10 protein-coding genes are annotated in these 17,291 nt (G+C 62.1%); 4 read left to right on the top strand and 6 right to left on the bottom strand.

All coding sequences use genetic code 11. The annotated features are described in order from the left end of the window. The first annotated feature begins 11 nt into the window (after positions 1-11). Together BV034_RS02420 and BV034_RS02415 are read left to right on the top strand one after the other, a co-directional pair. Positions 12-1,490, top strand: a complete 1,479-nt coding sequence (locus tag BV034_RS02420; RefSeq protein WP_050023768.1) for a hypothetical protein — start codon at positions 12-14, stop codon at positions 1,488-1,490. Between the two features lie 100 nt (positions 1,491-1,590). Further along, the gene (locus tag BV034_RS02415; RefSeq protein WP_050023766.1) at positions 1,591-3,903 is read left to right on the top strand and encodes a VCBS domain-containing protein; all 2,313 of its coding nucleotides are present in this window, start codon (positions 1,591-1,593) and stop codon (positions 3,901-3,903) included. A 96-nt stretch (positions 3,904-3,999) separates the two neighbouring features. On the opposite strand, the gene BV034_RS02410 is transcribed toward BV034_RS02415, so the two are convergent. The 6 genes from BV034_RS02410 to BV034_RS02385 form a co-directional block, all read right to left on the bottom strand. Continuing rightward, positions 4,000-6,624 (bottom strand): autotransporter-associated beta strand repeat-containing protein, encoded by a 2,625-nt coding sequence (locus BV034_RS02410; RefSeq protein WP_050023764.1) that lies wholly within the window; start codon positions 6,622-6,624, stop codon positions 4,000-4,002. Positions 6,625-6,830: 206 nt separating this feature from the next. Further along, a complete protein-coding gene (gene vccD, locus BV034_RS02405) occupies positions 6,831-7,478 on the bottom strand; it encodes a Verru_Chthon cassette protein D (protein WP_265592542.1) in 648 nt (215 codons plus the stop codon). A 2-nt stretch (positions 7,479-7,480) separates the two neighbouring features. Beyond that, the gene (vccC, locus tag BV034_RS02400) at positions 7,481-8,578 is read right to left on the bottom strand and encodes a Verru_Chthon cassette protein C (RefSeq protein ID WP_050023760.1); all 1,098 of its coding nucleotides are present in this window, start codon (positions 8,576-8,578) and stop codon (positions 7,481-7,483) included. 9 nt (positions 8,579-8,587) lie between these two features. Next, a complete protein-coding gene (vccB, locus tag BV034_RS02395) occupies positions 8,588-9,103 on the bottom strand; it encodes a Verru_Chthon cassette protein B (RefSeq protein ID WP_265592541.1) in 516 nt (171 codons plus the stop codon). 65 nt (positions 9,104-9,168) lie between these two features. Continuing rightward, positions 9,169-12,993, bottom strand: coding sequence for a Verru_Chthon cassette protein A (gene vccA / locus BV034_RS02390; RefSeq protein WP_265592540.1), 3,825 nt, complete (start codon positions 12,991-12,993; stop codon positions 9,169-9,171). Positions 12,994-13,030: 37 nt separating this feature from the next. Continuing rightward, a complete protein-coding gene (locus tag BV034_RS02385) occupies positions 13,031-13,930 on the bottom strand; it encodes a glycoside hydrolase family 16 protein (protein ID WP_050023754.1) in 900 nt (299 codons plus the stop codon). A 142-nt stretch (positions 13,931-14,072) separates the two neighbouring features. Between BV034_RS02385 and BV034_RS02380 the strand changes: the two genes are divergently transcribed. Both BV034_RS02380 and BV034_RS02375 read left to right on the top strand, forming a co-directional pair. Continuing rightward, on the top strand, positions 14,073-16,193 hold the full coding sequence (locus BV034_RS02380) for a histidine kinase (RefSeq protein ID WP_265592539.1): 2,121 nt from the start codon (positions 14,073-14,075) through the stop codon (positions 16,191-16,193). Positions 16,194-16,205: 12 nt separating this feature from the next. Continuing rightward, positions 16,206-16,853: a response regulator transcription factor gene (locus tag BV034_RS02375; protein ID WP_050023750.1), complete on the top strand. Its 648-nt coding sequence runs from the start codon at positions 16,206-16,208 to the stop codon at positions 16,851-16,853. Positions 16,854-17,291: the final 438 nt, after the last annotated feature.

Raw genomic sequence — 17,291 nt, 5'->3', positions numbered from 1 at the left:
CTCCCTCGGATATGAAGATCACCTCTCTCCTCTGCGCGCTGGGCCTGGCATCCTCCCTGTTGGCCTCCACCCCCACGGTGCCAGACATCGGTTCGCGTCGCGAGTTGTTTGTGGATCGCTTCCTGGTCGAGACCATGAAGGGCGTGAACCTTCAACTTCATCATCCCCATGATGAGGGCGAGGTGCTCCGCTTCGACCAGCCTTGGGAGGGGCAGTTCGCAGGCTACTGCACCGTGATTCATGAAGGGGGCAAGTACAACCTCTACTACCGGGGCAAGGAGGGAGGCACCGATGGCAGCCGGGAAGTCACCTGCTATGCCACAAGCGATGACGGACAGAAGTGGGTGAAGCCCAAACTGGGGCTGCATGAGGTGGGCGGCTCCCGCGACAACAACGTGATTCTCACGGACCGCGGCATCACCCACAACTTCAGCCCTTTTCTGGACACGCGACCGGGAGTGCCCGCGGCGGAGAGGTTCAAGGCGCTGGGCGGGATTATTGGAAATAATGCCTCCACCGGCGGCCTTCACGCCTACGCGTCGGAGGACGGCATCCACTGGAAGAACCTCTACAACCGCCCTGTGGTGACGAAGGGAGCCTTCGACTCCCAGAATGTCGCGTTCTGGTCACCCCTGGAGAACTGCTACGTATGCGTCATGCGTATTTTCACGAAGGGCACGGTCAATGACAAGGAGTGGCGGCCCACCGGACTGCGCTCCATGTCCCGAAGCACCTCCCAGGACTTCGTTAACTGGACTGATCCGGTGCCCATGAAGTTCCTGCCCGCTCAGGAGCACCACCTCTACACCAGCCAGACGCACCCTTATTTCCGCGCACCTCATCTCTATGTGGCCACCGCGGCCCGCTTCCTGTCCAAAAAAGCCGCCATCAGTGATGAGGAGGCCGCGGGACTTAAGGTGGAGCCCTCCTACTACAAGTCCGCCAAGGACGTCTCCGACAGTGTGCTGCTCACCTCCCGCGACGGTGAAACCTACGACCAGACCTTCCGTGAGGGATTCATCCGGCCGGGCACCCGCCTTTCGGAGTGGGTCTCCCGCACCGGCTACCCTGCCCTGAACGTGGTGCAAACGGGACCGGAGGAAATGTCGGTGTATGCCAACCAGGACTATGCGCAGCCTACCGCCCATCTGCGCCGCTACAGCCTGCGTCTGGATGGCTTCGCGTCCCTGCATGCGCCCTATGAAGGAGGCGAGATGGTGACACGCCCCTTCATTTTTTCCGGCACCCGGCTGATCCTCAACTTCGCCACGTCTGCAGCGGGATCCGTACAGGTGGAGATACAAGATGCAGGAGGCCAGCCTATTCCGAATTATTTGCTGGTTGAAAACAAAGAACTTATTGGCAATTCTCTGGAGAGAGAAGTGCACTGGAAGTCCGGATCGAATGTCTCTTCACTCGCGGGCAAGCCTGTTCGTTTGCGCTTCGTGCTGAAGGACGCCGACGTCTTTGCCTTGCAGTTCAAGCCTTGAGACGCGTTCCAGATTCTCGAACCTGGCATCTAAAATTAATGCCCGACAGCGAAATTGATACCACCCTCCGATAAGTTCCTCTTAGACTGGGAGTTCGAACATGAACTTCTGGCCATTCAAAAAAAAGCAAAAGCCTGCCCCGGCCACCACCCCCTCGATCAGCCCCGCGAAATTGGATGAGAGCGGAGCCCATGGTCCCGCTCCCGTCGCTTCACCTCCTGAAGCCGCCGGATCTGACAGTGCCGCAGACGCCACCCCCGTCGCCCCCAGCACCCCACCGCCTCTGCCGCCAGCCGCGGCTCCGGCCGTGGCAGAAGACGTCGTCGAAAAAGCGACGAGTGAAGCCCCCGCAGCTGAGACCAAGCCCGAGGTGGCCGAAGCCATCGAAGCTGAAGTGCCCGCGAACGCCGAGGGTGCATCAGTGCCCGCCAGTGCCCCAGAACCTCCTGCCGCTGACATAAGCGCGGAAGCCGAACCTGCTCCGACAACCTCCCGGCGCGCCTTCAAGCCTCCCGTCCTGGCTCCGGAACCTCCCAACTACACGCCTCCGCCCCTGCCTCCGGTTTCTGTGGAGCCGCCCAAGTTCTCCCCTCCTCTGGCTCCAGATCCGCCAAAGCCGTTGGTCCTGGAGAACGTGATCCCGCCATCCACCTTGCCTGAGGAGAGTCCGGCATCGGCACCCGCCGCAACCGCCCCCACCGAGGCCGTCGCAGAGAAGGCAGCACTGACGCCGCCTCTCATTCCTACGGAGGCCCCCGCCGCCGCGGCGCCAGACGCCCCAGACATCGTCACCCCTCCTCTCCCAGCCTTCCCCGCGGTGGAAGAGCCGGCTGTAGAGGCACCGCCTACGCCAGAAGCTGCCGCGGATGAGCCACCTCCCCCCGCGGAGTCAAAACCAGAACTCGTCACTGAAGAAAGCGCGGCAACAGCTCCTACCTTCCGCACCACGGGGCATGTCGCTGGATTCATCCTGCATGGCGATGGCACCTGGTCCTTCGATGCCACCCATGTGGCGTATCAACACCTGAATGCAGGCGATCCCCCTGTCATCCTGAGCATCCCGGTGCTGGCGACGCACGCCATGGCGGCCCATGGCCCCACCCAGCATCTGGTGATCTCCGTACAGGGCACCCTTTCCGGCCCTATGATCGGTGCTGTGACCCAGGTCTTCACCTATGAGGGCGACCGGCGCGTGACCGGCCAGATCGTGCCCGCAGATCGTGCAGCGACCGGGGGCGCGCTTCAGTATTCCGCCGCAGTGGATGTGCCCGGCCTGATCATCAACGAGGATGGTAGTTATCTCCTTGATCCCACCGACGCGGCCTATCAACATTTGCAGCCCGGTGAGCGCCAGATCTATGCCATCCCGGTCACGGCAGTCACCGCCGACGGCCAGTCTGATGTGCGTGAGCTGGTGGTGGGCATTACCGGACGGGACGACGGCGCGGTGGCGGCCGGCATTGCCGCCCACAGCATGCCCCATGGCAGCTGTGTGCTGCATGATCGCATTCAACAGGGGCCCGGAAGCCCTGCGCATCTCTCCTATCGCACCTCCAGCCTCGTGCCGGGCTTCTCCTTGCGCCCCGACGGAGCGTGGTCTTTTGACTCCGCGCACCCCTTCTACACGGACGTTCATGAAGGAGCGGTGCGTATCATCACGGTACCCGTGACCGCGGTGGATGACCACGGCAACACGCACGACACCAAGGCGATCAGCATCACCTTGCACGGCACCAGCGGCCTGCCCCTGCTCAGCGCCATGGTGGTGAGCGGCATGGACGGCGGCTCATTCGTTCAGGGATCTCTGGGTGTTCATCCCGATGCTGCGGCGGGGCTTTTCCAATTCTCCTACATTGGCGAACTCCCCGCAGGCTTTCAGCTCGGCGTGGACGGCACCTGGAGCTTCCACGCCAGCCCCGAGCTCTACGGCTACCTCGACGCGGGCCACACGGAGGTGGTGGTCGCCCAGGTGCATGGAGAGGATGGTCAGGGTCACATCGAAGGCTCCATGGTCGCCATCACTGTGCACGGCACACCCGGCGATCCCTCCGTGGGGGCCGTCACCATCTCCACCCATCAAGCGCTGCCGGAGTACGATGACCCTTCCCTGGGTACCGAGACGCCAGATGCCGGGACAGATTCATTCGGCCTCCTTTTTGATGACGCTCTGCTTCCGGGAGCCGCTCAGGAGCCTGGAAGCTACGGAGACTTCCTCGGAGAGACTGAGCATCAAGCTACGGAGAGCGCCGAGTCCGCGACGGCTTCTGGTGAACCAACGGAAGGCCTTCTTCTCGACCAGCCCGAACCGTCCGCAGAAGAGCCGCAGTATGATCCTGCGGAGGTGCAGCAGGCCCTGCAAAGCCTGGGATACGGACATCTGGTGGATCCTGCACCAGGTGCCAGTCAGTCTTAGGAAACAACCCCGCCCCCGCCCCGTCCCTGACGGAACAGGTCCTCTCCAGAAGTTCCGATCAGCCGGATGCCGCAACAGGCATCCGGCTTTGGAAATCTAACGTCGGCGACGGCGGAAGCAGCCCAGCCCGCCCAGGAGGAGCAGCATGGCCCGGCCGGGCTCCGGCACCGCGGCCACCGTGATGTAGCCACCAGAGAGGAAGCTGGACTCGTCAAAAGTGTAGGCGCTGCCCAGCCCCGTGAAGCTGCTGTCGTAGTTGAGTGAAACGCTGCGATCTCCGACCAAAGCGGTAACTGCGGACCAGTCCACCAGGTAGAACTTCGCACCCACCGCGAAGGTCTGGGACCCAGCGAGGTTGCTGAGCGTGATGTTTCCCAAATCACCCGAGAACGCTCCGTTGAAACTGAGATAGTCCGCAGAAGCCGTATCAAGACCGCTGCTGCCGCTGGTGCTGAAGAGGTCCATGAGAATGCTACCGTCATTCACCAGGGTGGACCCAAAGACCAGCTGCTGCCCGGCTGCGCCATCGCCCACCTTCAGGCTGACCCCTGACGTGATCATCACCGCTCCTGAGCCCAGGGCGTTCGCATGATTGGCTGTCAGCATGCCGCCAGAAACCCTGGTGCCGCCCGTGTAGGTGTTGGCTCCGCTGAGCTTCAGGTTGCCGGTTCCCTGCTTGTCCAGACCCCCGGTGCCCGTGCCGGAGATAACATCATCAATGGCGGTGGTGAATCCGTTGGTGTCAAACTTGGTCGCCGTGGCCGTGCTGAGCACCAGGGCAAGGTTGTCGGAGAAGTCGGCCAGGTTCGCGGAAAGTTTCATCGTCCCGCCGGAGAGGTTGATCCGCCCCTCCTCCACGTTTTGCACAAATTTCTGCTGGGTCACCACCGTACCACCCGCGCCCACGGTGATCTCTCCCGCCACGTTACTGCTGACACTCACCACCCCGCGACCCACGGCGACGTCACCCGTGCCTTGGAAGCGCAGTTCTCCCGTGCCGGAGACGGAAACCAGGGATCCCGTGGAGCCGTCGAATCCAATCGACACACTCGACCCTGTGTAGGTGAAGATGCCTCCAGTGATCAACAACCGGCCATGGAAGCCGCCATTGCCCGTCACACTGAGAGCACCACTCTGGGCCCAGGTGCCTGCGGTCATGCTCAACAGTGCGCCGCGCCCCAAGCTCAAAGAGCCTGCATTGGTCACGTTGGCGGCCGAACTCAGGGTAAGGTTGACGCTGGCAGCCGTCGCCACTGAGATGCTCTTGCCCGCGATGGTGTTGATGACTGCCCCGCTGGCGAAGTTCAGGGTTGAGGTCGTGCTCGCATTGAGCAGATAGCCGCCTGTCGCAGCGCTCTGGTCGCCTTTCACCGTCAGGATGCCGCCGCTCACGGTGGTCAGCCCCGTGTAGGAGTTGGCTCCTGCAATCGTCCAATCGTTGTTGCCAGATTTGGTCACACTGGTGGTGCCGCTGCCATTCACAATCGCTCCTTGGAACTCGTTCTGCACGCCAGCGGCACTGGTGCCGCCCAGCGTCAGCGTCTTGGCACCCGCACCGGTTGCAGTGGAGTCTGCCGTGAACTTCAATGCGCCCGCGCCATTGGCCTCCACCGTCACCACCGATCCCGCCGTGCCGCTGAGATTGAGGGACCGGTTGGTGGAGTGGCCGCCCACCTCCGTGCCAGAATACCGCAGTGTCACTGCCGCCGCCGCGTTCCCGGCGTTGATGATGGTCCCCTGCCCCAAGGCACTTGCGGTGCCAGAATCCGCCACCGAGTTGAACTCAAGCGTCCCAGCATTCAGAGTGACGGTGCCGGAGAAGGTATTCACCCCCTTGAGCGACTTTACGGCTGCGCCTCCGAAGGTGAAGTTGTCATTGCCGTTGATCACCCCTTCCAGCACTAGGTCCGCCGTGCTGGCATTGATTCCAAAGATGATGGCAGTCCCACTCGTGAAGTTCCAGTTCCCGGTCAGCGTCAGGGTGCCTGAGCCATTCTGGTTGAAGGCGTAGCTGCTACCCCCGTTGTTCCAGGTCCAGCTACGGTTCGAGGAGGCGGCTCCGCCGGTGTAGTTGAGCGATCCGAAACTGACCCCGTCGTTGACCGTGATCGAGGAACCCGCTCCCAGAGCGCTGGCCACCCCGGCATCCGCGATGGACGTAAAGTTGCCGCCCCGCCGGTTGAAGGTCACACTGCCCGTGAAATCGTTGGCGTTGTTGTTGAGGTTCACCGTCCCCGTACCGCCTCCCAGGATGACCCCTGCGTTGCCCGTGATCTTGGCGTCGATGTTCCAGACACCCGTCGTCGAAGTGTTTCCGAAAGTGCGGGTGGCCCCGTTCAGATCCAGAATGAGTGAGTTCGCGATGGTGACCGTGGTGTCCACGCCCGTGCCGCTGGCCTGTAGGTTGCCATTGAGCGTGATGATGCGCGTGCCGCCGCTGCCAGCGAGGGTCGTGCCAGCGCCGGTGGTGTCGATCTGGAGATTGATGCTGGTGGTGATGTTTGCATCAAAGAGCAACGAGGCCGGAGGCGCTACCGTGGTGAAGGCACCGTTGATGGAGCCCCCCGTCCAGTTGTTGACGTCATTGTAGACGCCGTTTCCTGCCGCGCCGCTCCATTGCGCATGGGCAGGCTTCAAGGAGCCAAACAGGGCGAATGCGGAGAGGGCCAGCAGGCCGGCACGAAACACGGGTACGGTGCGGAGTCGAAGGGGATGGGTCATGGCGGTTGATCGTTTGACTTGAGCTGACTTTCCTTGAACCCCATTCAGCCTGACACATCTGCTCCACGGCAGTCGGAATTGCCAGCAACGCCCTGTAGCGAGTATTCGCTACACCCGGGTGCGACCACGGCAGTTCATAGGCACAACCTCACCTTCCACCACCCGCTTACGGGCGATGTGGGAAAGGGGACATGGGGGTGTGATCTTCAGTCCGGCCGGAGCATGCGCACGCTGCCGTTCACGGGGTCCACCATCAGGGTGATGAAGTTGGGCGGCAGGGCATCCCCTGCGAGGTCGGATTCCTGCGCCAGGGTCAGGCTCCAATGACCGCTGCCCCCCAGGTTGGTCGAGCCGTCCGGCTGAAACTGAAAGGTTGAAACCTTGAGCGTTGAGCCAGGCACGGCGCGGGCAAGTTTGAAGTCCGGGGGAGGATCCGCTCCGGCTCCAGCATTGTAAGTGGGGTTCAAAAGAGAGGACCAAGAAGCCTCCGCGGTGCCGGTGGCGATGATGACGCCATCCTCAAAGAGGGTCATCGGCTGAAAGGGGGAGCCCCCAACCCAAAGCTGGGCAGCCCGATACCCCGACGCAGAGCCAGGTGCCTGGGCATCCGCATAGGAGAAGAAGCGCACCTCCACCGGTTTGTTGAGCCGGATGGCCGTCATGCGCGCCAGGTTGATCTGGTTGGCAAGGTTGGAGGCTGCAGAGCCGAGGCGGTTGCTCTGGATGACCTGGTTGGCCACCGGAGCCACCAAGCCCAGCAAAAGGGAGATGATTACCATCACCATGAGCAGTTCCATCAATGTGAAACCACAACTGCGGCGGGCAAAGGGGAGGGTGGTGCGAGAGGAGGGCATGATCAGCGGGTGGTGCTCCATTTGGCAGAGCGGATGGAGACCGTGGTGGTGAAGACCTGGTGATCCAGCTTCAACGAGGACAGGCGTGCGGTGAGAGCAAGCAGATCGGCTTCGTGTTTGGTTGCCTCCTTAAACCAGGCGGCATCCACGAGCTCCGCCGTGGAGCCGCCTCCCCTTTCGTAGCGGGATGCAGAAGCCTCATCCAGAGCCACCATGGTCACCTGCAGGGTGGGAGGAAGCTGGTGCCGGGAGAGAGAAGCGACCGGGGACGCCGGATCGGAAAGAAACCGGCGCGAGTCGTAGGAGTAGTCAGGAGCGATGTCGTAATCCTTCGCGCTGCTGGAGCCCGATGGCACCGGACTGCGCGGGCTGAACACCAGTGCAATGATGTTCTCGGCCAGCGGACGGCTTTGCAACAGCGCAGGTGTGATGCCGGTGTCTCGTACCAGTTCTGGATTGTTGTACCAGGCGGTGGTGGCGGCAAAAGGAGCCGTGGTCATGCCCTTGAATCCGGAGGGCGCTCCCCCAGGCGGTGCGTACACCTGAAACCGCTCGGTGGGCTGGCGGAACTCCATCAACCGGCAGCGGCGGCGTGCATTGAGCCGGGTGCCCAGGAATGACGGCTTTGTGCCCAGCAAGGTGTCCTCCTCAAAGCTGAGATAGAATCCCCAGGCGTTCAGGCTGCTGTTGAGTTCACGGTAGGCAGTGTCGTCAGCAACGCCCATCGGAGCCTGAAAAAAGACCGCATGTCCCAGCTTGGGTCCCAGGCCGGACTGATTGAGCAGCGTGGCTGACGGACCGCAGATGAAATGCAGCTCCGACTGCCTCACATACCGGGTGGGGGCGTTAGGGTCGTTGTAGTCCCAATAGGGGTTGAGGGTTGCCTGGCTGAGCCGGCGGGTGATGGACTCAAATGCCACCCGGGCTTCACGGAACTGCTCCACCCGGGACTGCGCCCCCGTGTACACCCGCTGCGTCACGGCCAGGGTGTTGACCAGCAAGGTCATGATGAGGCTCAACACCGTGATGCTGAGCAGCACCTCCACCAGGGTGAAGGCGGCCCTGCGGAAACTGAAGGGAGATGGCGATGCTGGGTTCATGGCAACTACTTACCGGCTGGTCTTGGCCGCCAACGTGCATACCTGGCGATGTTTGCGGGCATTGGTGAAGCGATCTGCACTGGAGGCTGGCTGGTCGGTGATGCAAATACGCACCTGCCGGAGGTAGTCGCTGGGGGACGCCGTCGTGGCAGGCAGTGCTGGCGGAGTGCTGGACACCGCGATCCGGGCCGTGAACACTGTCCAGTCAGGGGCCGCACCTCCGGGGGCGTGAAGCTCGTTCCCCTGTGCGTCGAAGTAGCAGAGACTTCCGTCATAGCTGGCGAGATTGGCCGTGTCCGACCAGTCGCTGCCCTGCAGCTTGGCCAGCACCTCCTGGGCGATGCGGGACTCTACGGTGTCATTGACGGAGTTGCGCAGCATCTCCATGCCACCGGGCATGGTGGAGACGACGGACAACACACCAAAGGACACGATGGCCATGGCGAGGGTCACTTCCACCAGGCTGAAGCCGCCGCCGCTTCGCGGGGACACAAGACTTGAGGTCGGGGGGAGTTTGGGTGTCATGCGTGACAGCCACGAGCGAGGGATACGGTCGATTTCCGGATCGCGAGGTGTTTGGAGGTGGGGGTTCATGGAGAGAACTGTCGGCGTTGAACAATGCGGTACTGGTAGTATTGATCGAGAGTCTCCTCGTTGTCCGCGGTGCCATTGGCGTTCAGGTCATTGGGCGAGGCGAAGTCAGGCAGTTCCGGATCGTTCGGATCCACATAGCGCTCGATCAGGCAGGAGCCGCGATACTCGCTGCCCACGAGGTCGAGATCTTCATCCCACTCCGCAGGATTGCCTGCGCGACTCTTCTTGAGGGACTGGACTCGCAGATGGATGTTGTAGGTGTTCGACCGCGTGGTGAGGCGGGGGTAGAGCTGGTTATAGGGAGCCTCACGCAGATTGTCACCAGTGAGGCGATGACTCCCCCACCAGGTCTCCATGGTGCTGTAGATGGCAGCCGGGTAGGAGGGAGGTCCCGCGTTCGTCCTGGGCACGAGGGAGATGGTGCAGATCTCGGATGCGGAGCGGAAGATGTCTCCAGACGCGAAGCGGTTCTCAAACCCCTTGAGAGTACCGTTGAGGTGATCGGGATCAATCTCCAGCCGGTAGTTCGCTGCGTAGGTGGTGCCGGTTTGAGCCTTGTAGTTTGCCACCTCTGTATCCGGAATGGCCGTCATGCTGGTGCCCTTGAACAGGGCATGAAGGGCGGTGCGACGCTTCACATGCCGGAAGGGCATGATCTCGTAATTCATGTTGATCTTGCCGGCCGTGGAGAAGGGCTCACTGATGGCATAGGGCTCCACAATGGGCATCCAGAAGAGGTCCAGCCACAAGTGGTCTTGCGGGAAGCGCAGACCATAGTGCTGGGTGCCCGCCGCAGGTTGCGGGGTGAAAAGCAGTGTCTGCCAGGGTTCCGGCTTGCCTGCTGTTTTGCCATTCACCCCGGTGGGCAGGGAGCCGAACATCACTGCGGAGGCAATCTGCCGGTTGGGCGAGTACGTGATGTTGTCCGTCTCCGCCGCCTGGCTTCCGTTGGCCCCGTCTGAAAAACTCGCCACGTATCCGAGCGAAAGCCCACGGCTAAAGTAGCCACGATTGGTGGCCCCTTCGTCCGCCTTGTTCACATAGGGCCCGTCCTCCTGGAGGTCATGGCCCGTGTCCCAGTCCCCCGGGGCGTCATACTGGTTCTTCGCGCCGTTGAGAGAGGCAGGCACAAAAGGCACGGCCGACTCCGGATAGGCCAGGCCTTCCACCAGTCGGCCGCCCGTTTCCGCATTCTTGAAATACTGGGTCCAGTCCTTGCGGAACTGGCCGCGTGTGGGATCGAACCCCACCCGCAGGCTTGCTCCGTTGTAGCTGGGATGCGGCGCATAGTAGTCCTTGTCCGCCACATCCACCGTGGACCGCATGGCCACCAGCCGCATGTCGCCGCGTGCTTTGTCACCCGGGTTGACCGTTATTCCATAAACCGTGTCTCCAGGGTACACGAGGTTGTTCATCAGAACCTGTGCCGTGTTCACCCGGGCCGTGCCCACGGGCACGGGCAGGCTGGCATTAAACCGTTCCCGGTAGTTCAAGGTGAAGATTTTCACGTTATCAGGGTCCGGGACCTTCCCGGCATCGTTCACCGCCCCCACCCGCTTCGGCACTGGCAGAGTCTGGTTGGGGAAGTAGATCTTCAGCGTCTGGATGTTCGTCCCATCCATCAGGTTCACCTTCACGGTGGCCGTGCCACCCGCGAACGAGAAGGTGGTTTTCCCCGCCACATTGACATCCCCCACGGAAGCCCACACATCGAACTGGTGATTCCCCGTGCCCGCACTGATGAGGTCGCCGCCAAAGCCGGAACGATACTTGAAGAACTGGCCCGCCGGAGATGGCAGGGCAGTCTTGTTCGCCAGCCAGGAGTCCGTGGTGTAGTAACCTTCGTTGAAGTTGATGTTGAGCAGGCCCGTGTTGCCCGCCACATCAGACATCTGCAACGAGGCATCATCCGCCTTGAACCCCTTGATATCCGAGACCTGGAGCTGGTACTTCTGATTGAAGGCGGACTGACCAGGACTGATGCAGTAAGGCTGGATGATCAACCGTGCCCTCATGGCGAGCGTTTTGATGTCACTGGCATTCGTGCTATCCACCCGCGTGGGGTAAAAGATGAGGGCAGCCTGGGCGACGGTGAAGAAGCGCCCCATGCCGGCGGTATTGTTGATCTTGATGGGGGCGATCACCCCGAAGTCGTAGTAATAGGGAGAATAGGAGTAGTGGGGCACCAGGTTCTTCTGAGGAGTGGAGATGGCGTTCACCAGGCTCCTCGTATAGTCGAAGCACTCCGTCAGGATCTGGTCGCGATCATTGGGATACTTGGTGTTGAAGGATCCGCCAAAGCCGGGAATCTCGCGATTGGTCAGTCTTTGAAGATAGCTGTACAGCACCTGATTGCGCGGCACCTGGGCCCAGTCGGCGGTGGCGCTGGCTGAGCTGGGGCTGGAGGGATTGTCAGCGACCAGATGGGTGACCTGCCTCCGCTGGAAGGCATAGGAATAACCGGCGGCCTGGTCCGCGGGATAGGTGGCAGGCAGTGCCTTGTCCTTGCCCAGGCTTGTGCAAAAGGCGATGAGCTTGTCATACGCATTGCGGGCGGTCGTGCTCCCGGCGGACTGGACCGTCTGCAGGGGCCAGAGACTGATGCGAGGGGTGTTGAACAGGGTCACCTCCGGCGCACGGCTCTGCGCGGTGAGGAAGAACTGGGTCTTGGCCAGCACCTCGGGGTTCAATCGCGCGCTGGTGACCTCTCGCCGCCCATTGGCAAGCGCAGCACTCTTGAAGAGATACTCATCGACCGTGGCATAGAGGCGGTCCTGATCCTTGGTGATGACCATCGCGCCGGTAGGCGTGCGTGTGCCATCCAGCGAGCCGCCGGTGGCCACTCGAGGGGCGAGATCGTAGTAGAGACCATACTGGGAGGTCCCGTCTGTGGTGTTGCCGGTGGTCGATCCGCCGCCTGAGGTGAAGTACTTTCCAAGAACCACACTGAGGCTCGTGGTTGCCGGGTGGCCAGGGTAGCGCTGGAATTCATTGCGCGCCGGCAGATAGTTGCCCAGACGGCGCTCCGCCACGGTGTTGGCCCGCGGAATGTCCCAAAAGACACCTTCACTCGCAGTGTTGATATTCACCTTGGAGGATTCATCATCCGTCCAGAACGCTAGGCGCCCCACCACGGGATTGTCAGCGCTTGCCCCCGTGACCGTTACTTTGGAATCCGAGCCCGCTACCGCTGTGGCTGCCGCCACCGTCCCGTCACGGAGCAGGTAGAGCCACTTCACGGGCATGACGGGCTCACTCCCACCAGTGCCGGGAGCGTTGACCACCTCATAGCCCTCCACCTCCCCCACCGCAGGAGGCTCAAGGACGGGGTAGTGTTTGCGCCCCTGCACCTCCACCGGTTCATTCAAGTCGGTGTACAGGGCCCGCTGCGTGGACCAGTTGGCAGGCGGCACCTCTGCATTGGCCTCGGATGCGCCAAAGATGGCGACCCGCATCTGGTCCGATGAGTAGAGCTTGTAGGCGGCGCTCAATGGGGTGCGTCCATTGGCGGCACCGCCATTGCTGCCGTACACCCGGATCATGCCAGGTTGCGAGGCCCAGGTTTTTGGATTGGCGGGATCGGCGTTCAAGGTCTCCGTGGCCTGGCGGATCTGACCAATGACCAGATTGATCGCCGAGTCTGAGAGCATGCGGGAGCGATTGCCTTCTGCGTAACCTGATGACGCCTGGCGCTCCGTGGTGACCAGTGAAAGGAAACCCACCACCAACACCGTGATGAGGACGAGCACCATCAACACCATGATCAACGCGATCCCTCGGCGAGACGCTTTTTTCCAGGGGGCAGGGCATGATGGCTGCATAGGCTGGGAGGGTGAAATTACCGTGCCATGGTAGGGGTTATTCTCGGGACGCGATGTAGCGAGAATTCGCCACAAGGGATGGAGCGCCCACCCGCGAGGCCGGCCCTCCGACCGCTGCCGCAGCCCTCATCCGGTAAACCCTGACATAGTCCACCATCATGCTTTCGGGCAGGCGGCTGCGATCCAGCCGCGGCGCCTCCCAATCGGCACACAGCAGGCTGAGAATGGCATACTGGGGCTGCCGCGAGACACCTGACCGGGTGCGGAAGACCTCATGCTCATCAATGAAGAAGACATACTCGTCCGGAGTCCACTCCACAGCATACACGTGAAAATCGTCACTGAGGCTGCGGCCGCCCTTCAGCACGGGCGTCAGATCCAGCGGGCCCCCATCGTGCAGGTGCTGCCCAGCCTCCCCGGGCCAGTACACGTTGGAAGCTGCGCCTCCATCTTTGCGACCCGCGCCGAACCATTCAATGATGTCGATCTCCGCCCCCGTTAGACGTGGGTTGTTTCCAGCATCCTTTTCCCGCCGCTCCGGCTGCAGCCAGAAGGCACCGTGATGCCCCTCCATGGCGTGAAATTTGATCCGTGCCTCCCAGCGTCCATAAGTCTGGGAGAACTTGCCTTGAGACCCGATCATGCCCGTGTGAATGACGCCGTCCTTTTCCGTGGTCGTGAGCAGCAGATGACCGGCACCATCCAGGGAGACATTCTCCGCACTGATCATGGCGCTCTCCCTCAGACCGGGAGCGCGCACGGCCCACTTGGTGGCATCCAGCACCTGGCTGTCGAATTCATCCTGCCAGACCAGCGTCCAGGGTGAAACAGGATCTTCCGGCTGTGCATTCTCTGCCACCTGATCATGAAGGGACAGACCTGCGGCACTGACCAGCAACACCCCGCCGAGAGCCCAGCCCCATCCGGCGACCAGCATGTTCCGTTTTGATTCATGAATAGGCTGACAGACAACTGAAGACATCGTCACCAAGCGTAGGGTGCAGGGGCGGTCACGTCTTGTGACGAGAACTCGCTACAGGGCCACACGAGGGGTGACGGCCGGCAACGCCTGTGCCATCATGATCCACATCACCGTGATGCGTCGCCTCCCGTCAGCCTCCCGCTTCTCCTGCATTCGCCAGGGTGTGGCACTCTGTCTGGCCGTCGGTCTTGTCGGTCTGCCTATGTGCCTGCCTGCGGCCAAAGTGACGCTGAGGGCGGTGGAGACCTCGACCCACACCAGTCCCGCTCAACTGGCCAAATCAGTGGATGGCATCGAGGCTGGACTTGAAGGCTGGGCGGTGCCCGGACAGACAGACCGTGTGCACTCCGCTATCTTTGCCTGCGAGAGCGTTCAGCCCGCTGGGCGGTTGCGCATCTGGCTCTCTTTTCTCTCCGGGCATACGGACTCGGCTTTTCGTGTCTTCAGTCTCTCGGTCACGCGTGATGCCACACCTTCCCTTTCCGGGCGATGGGAGAAGGTGGCCCCCACGTGGTACAACTCCACGGAAGGGGAGATTGTCCGCGATGACGGCCGGCTCCAGGTGACCGGGGTGCTGCAAACACCGGTGTATCTCGTGGAAACACCGCTTCTTCCTCCGGGAATCACGGGTCTGCGGCTGGATGTGTACCCCGGCCAGGGCGTGGCTGGCGAGTCCGTACTCACCGAGATCCGCGCCGAGCGCAAGGAGGTCAGCACCACCAACATCGCCCTGGGGTGCCCCGTAATTTCATCGCACTCACTGGGATCTGGGCAGCGTCCGGAGCACCTCGTTGACGGACTCTCTGGCACCATGGCGCATCCGCCCGCCCCGGACCTGGGTGACACTTTCTACTTTCAGCTCGACCTGCGCCGCGTGGCCAGGCTGGATCACATCTCCCTCCGCAACCGGGCAGATGGGCGTGCCACGGAGCGGCTTTCCAAAATCCTCCTCCAGCTCTACGATCAAGTCCCCGGACCAGGGGTGGAGCCGGTATGGACGGCGGTGCATCGCGGTGACGGCACTTACCCGGAACCTGGGCAGACAGATGTGGTGCGCGCCGTGGTGGGCAAGGGTGAGTTCCGGGGTCGCTATCTTCGCCTCTCCAGCCAGAGCTCTGTCGCCTTCTCCCCGCAGTTGGCCGAGGTGGAGGTCTATGAATCCCTCGTCTCACCCGGCGTGGATGTCACCGCGGGCAATGACAAACTGCCGCCTGGAAGTTCATTCAACATTCCAGCGGGTGCCCCCTGGCTCAGCTTCGTCATCAAGAACCCCACATTGCCTGGAAATTTGATCCTCGGCCGACGCTGGCGCATCGCCGGGGTGAGCAATGAATGGCTGCCGGTGCCGAACTCGGGCGTGGTGGAGTCCCGCGCGCTGCCACCAGGCAAGTACCTCTTCCAGGCGAGCCTGCGACACACGGATCTCGAATGGAATGACATTGAACTTTCCGTGCCTCTCATGGTGCCTCTGCCTCTCTGGCAACGGCCGCTGGTGCGAGTCCTTGCACTTTTGCTGAGCGTGGCATTGGCAAGTCTCGTAGCATGGCGCATTGCCCGTCGGCGCATGGCGATGAAGGTGGCCGAGCTGGAGCAGCGCCAGGAGCTGGACAATGAGCGTGCCCGCATCGCCCGGGACATGCATGATGTGGTGGGATCACGCCTCACCCAGCTCATGGTCATGCACGAAATCTTCGCTGCGGAACATCCCCTGCCGGGAGATGCCGGTCAAAAGCTGCAGCAACTGGGTGACACCGCCCGGGCCGCCATCTCTGAACTGGATGAAGCCGTGTGGGCGGTGAACCCGCGCAACGACACCCTGCCCAGCCTGGCCAACTATCTCTGCCACATCGCCAGCGAATACCTGGCACCTTTGGGCATCACTCTCCGCCAGGATGTCCCGGCTGAGTGGCCGGACATCCCCGTGAAATCTCATCACCGGCATGAACTGTTGCTCGCCTTCAAAGAGGCCCTGCAGAATGTGGCCAAGCACGCCCACGCTACCCAGGTGACCATCATCCTTCGCTACCATGAGCCTGACTTCCTGGTTCGCCTGGAAGACAACGGCCGCGGTTTGCCTGAGATGCAGACAGGGGCCGGGAAAGACGGTCTCCAGAACATGACGTCTCGCCTGGCCGCCATTGGCGGCAATTGCCGCGTGCAATCCCGTCCGGAGGGAGGCACCATGGTGATCTTGCAAGTGCCCCTCCGCCACCCCTGACTCCTCCCGACCATGCCTGTGCACATTGCGATGATCGAAGATGACCTGCCGTTCGCGCAGACGCTGCAGCGCTACTTCAGCCTGGGCTCGGAGGTCCGCTGTGAGGCCCACTACACCACCGGTGAGGCCGCCCTCCAGCAGTTGCCAGAGCTGACTCCCGATCTGGTGCTGGTGGACATCAACCTGCCCCACATGAGCGGCATCGAGTTTGTCTCCCGGATCAAGGAGACAACTCCCGGACTGCTCTGCCTCATGCTCACCATGTATGAGGAGAGCCCGCTCATCTTCGATGCCCTGAAGGCCGGAGCCTGTGGTTATCTCCTGAAGCGCACCCCACCCCGGGAGATCGTGGCCGGCATCGTACAAGCCCAGGCCGGCGGCTCGCCCATGTCTCCCCAGGTGGCGCGACAGGTGGTCAGCTTCTTCCACCGCGGCACGGACGCCCCCACCACCGCCCCGCCGGATCCAGAAATGAACGTGCTGGCGGACCGGGAGCGCGAGGTGCTGGATCTGCTTTCCAAGGGATTTCTCTACAAGGAAATCGCCGACCAGCTCGGCATCTCCACTCATACGGTGAACAGCCACATCCGCCGGATCTATGAAAAACTCCACGTGCGCTCCCGCGCCCAGGCGGTGGCGAAGTATCGCGGCCTGACGTGAGATTTAAGGGGGCCGGGGCTGGGGCTTGTTTGAAGTTGTGATTCGGGCCTGAAGGGCCCAAAGTCCAGCCCCTGGTACAGACATCCCCCTTTGGGTTGCGGCCTGAATGGGCGCGTGCTGTTGGATGAGCATGCACCTTGAGGTGGCGGCCATCTCTCGTGCCCCTACAGGGCACAGCTCTTGCGCGTCACCGATACCCAAGACGTTGCCCTGGGCTGGTATGATTCCGGACCTTTGGCCCTCAGTTACCCGATGGCATCGCCACATTCCATATTTACAGAGAACCCGACAAACAAAACCGTTGGCTGGAGCAATACGGCCGAGGACACCTCAGCAAGAGGAGAAGCTACCACGACCAAAGTGGAGAGTTCTCGCGCACCAGCAGCCGGTCGGGAGGGCCAACGGCCCGGCACCATACCAGCCTGGGGCAACGCCCCA

The sequence above is a fragment of the Verrucomicrobium sp. BvORR034 genome (genome assembly GCF_000739635.1).
Classification (GTDB): Bacteria; Verrucomicrobiota; Verrucomicrobiia; order Verrucomicrobiales; family Verrucomicrobiaceae; genus Verrucomicrobium.
The sequence above is the reverse complement of the archived record's forward strand: the minus strand, read 5'-3'. Positions and strand labels throughout refer to the sequence as shown.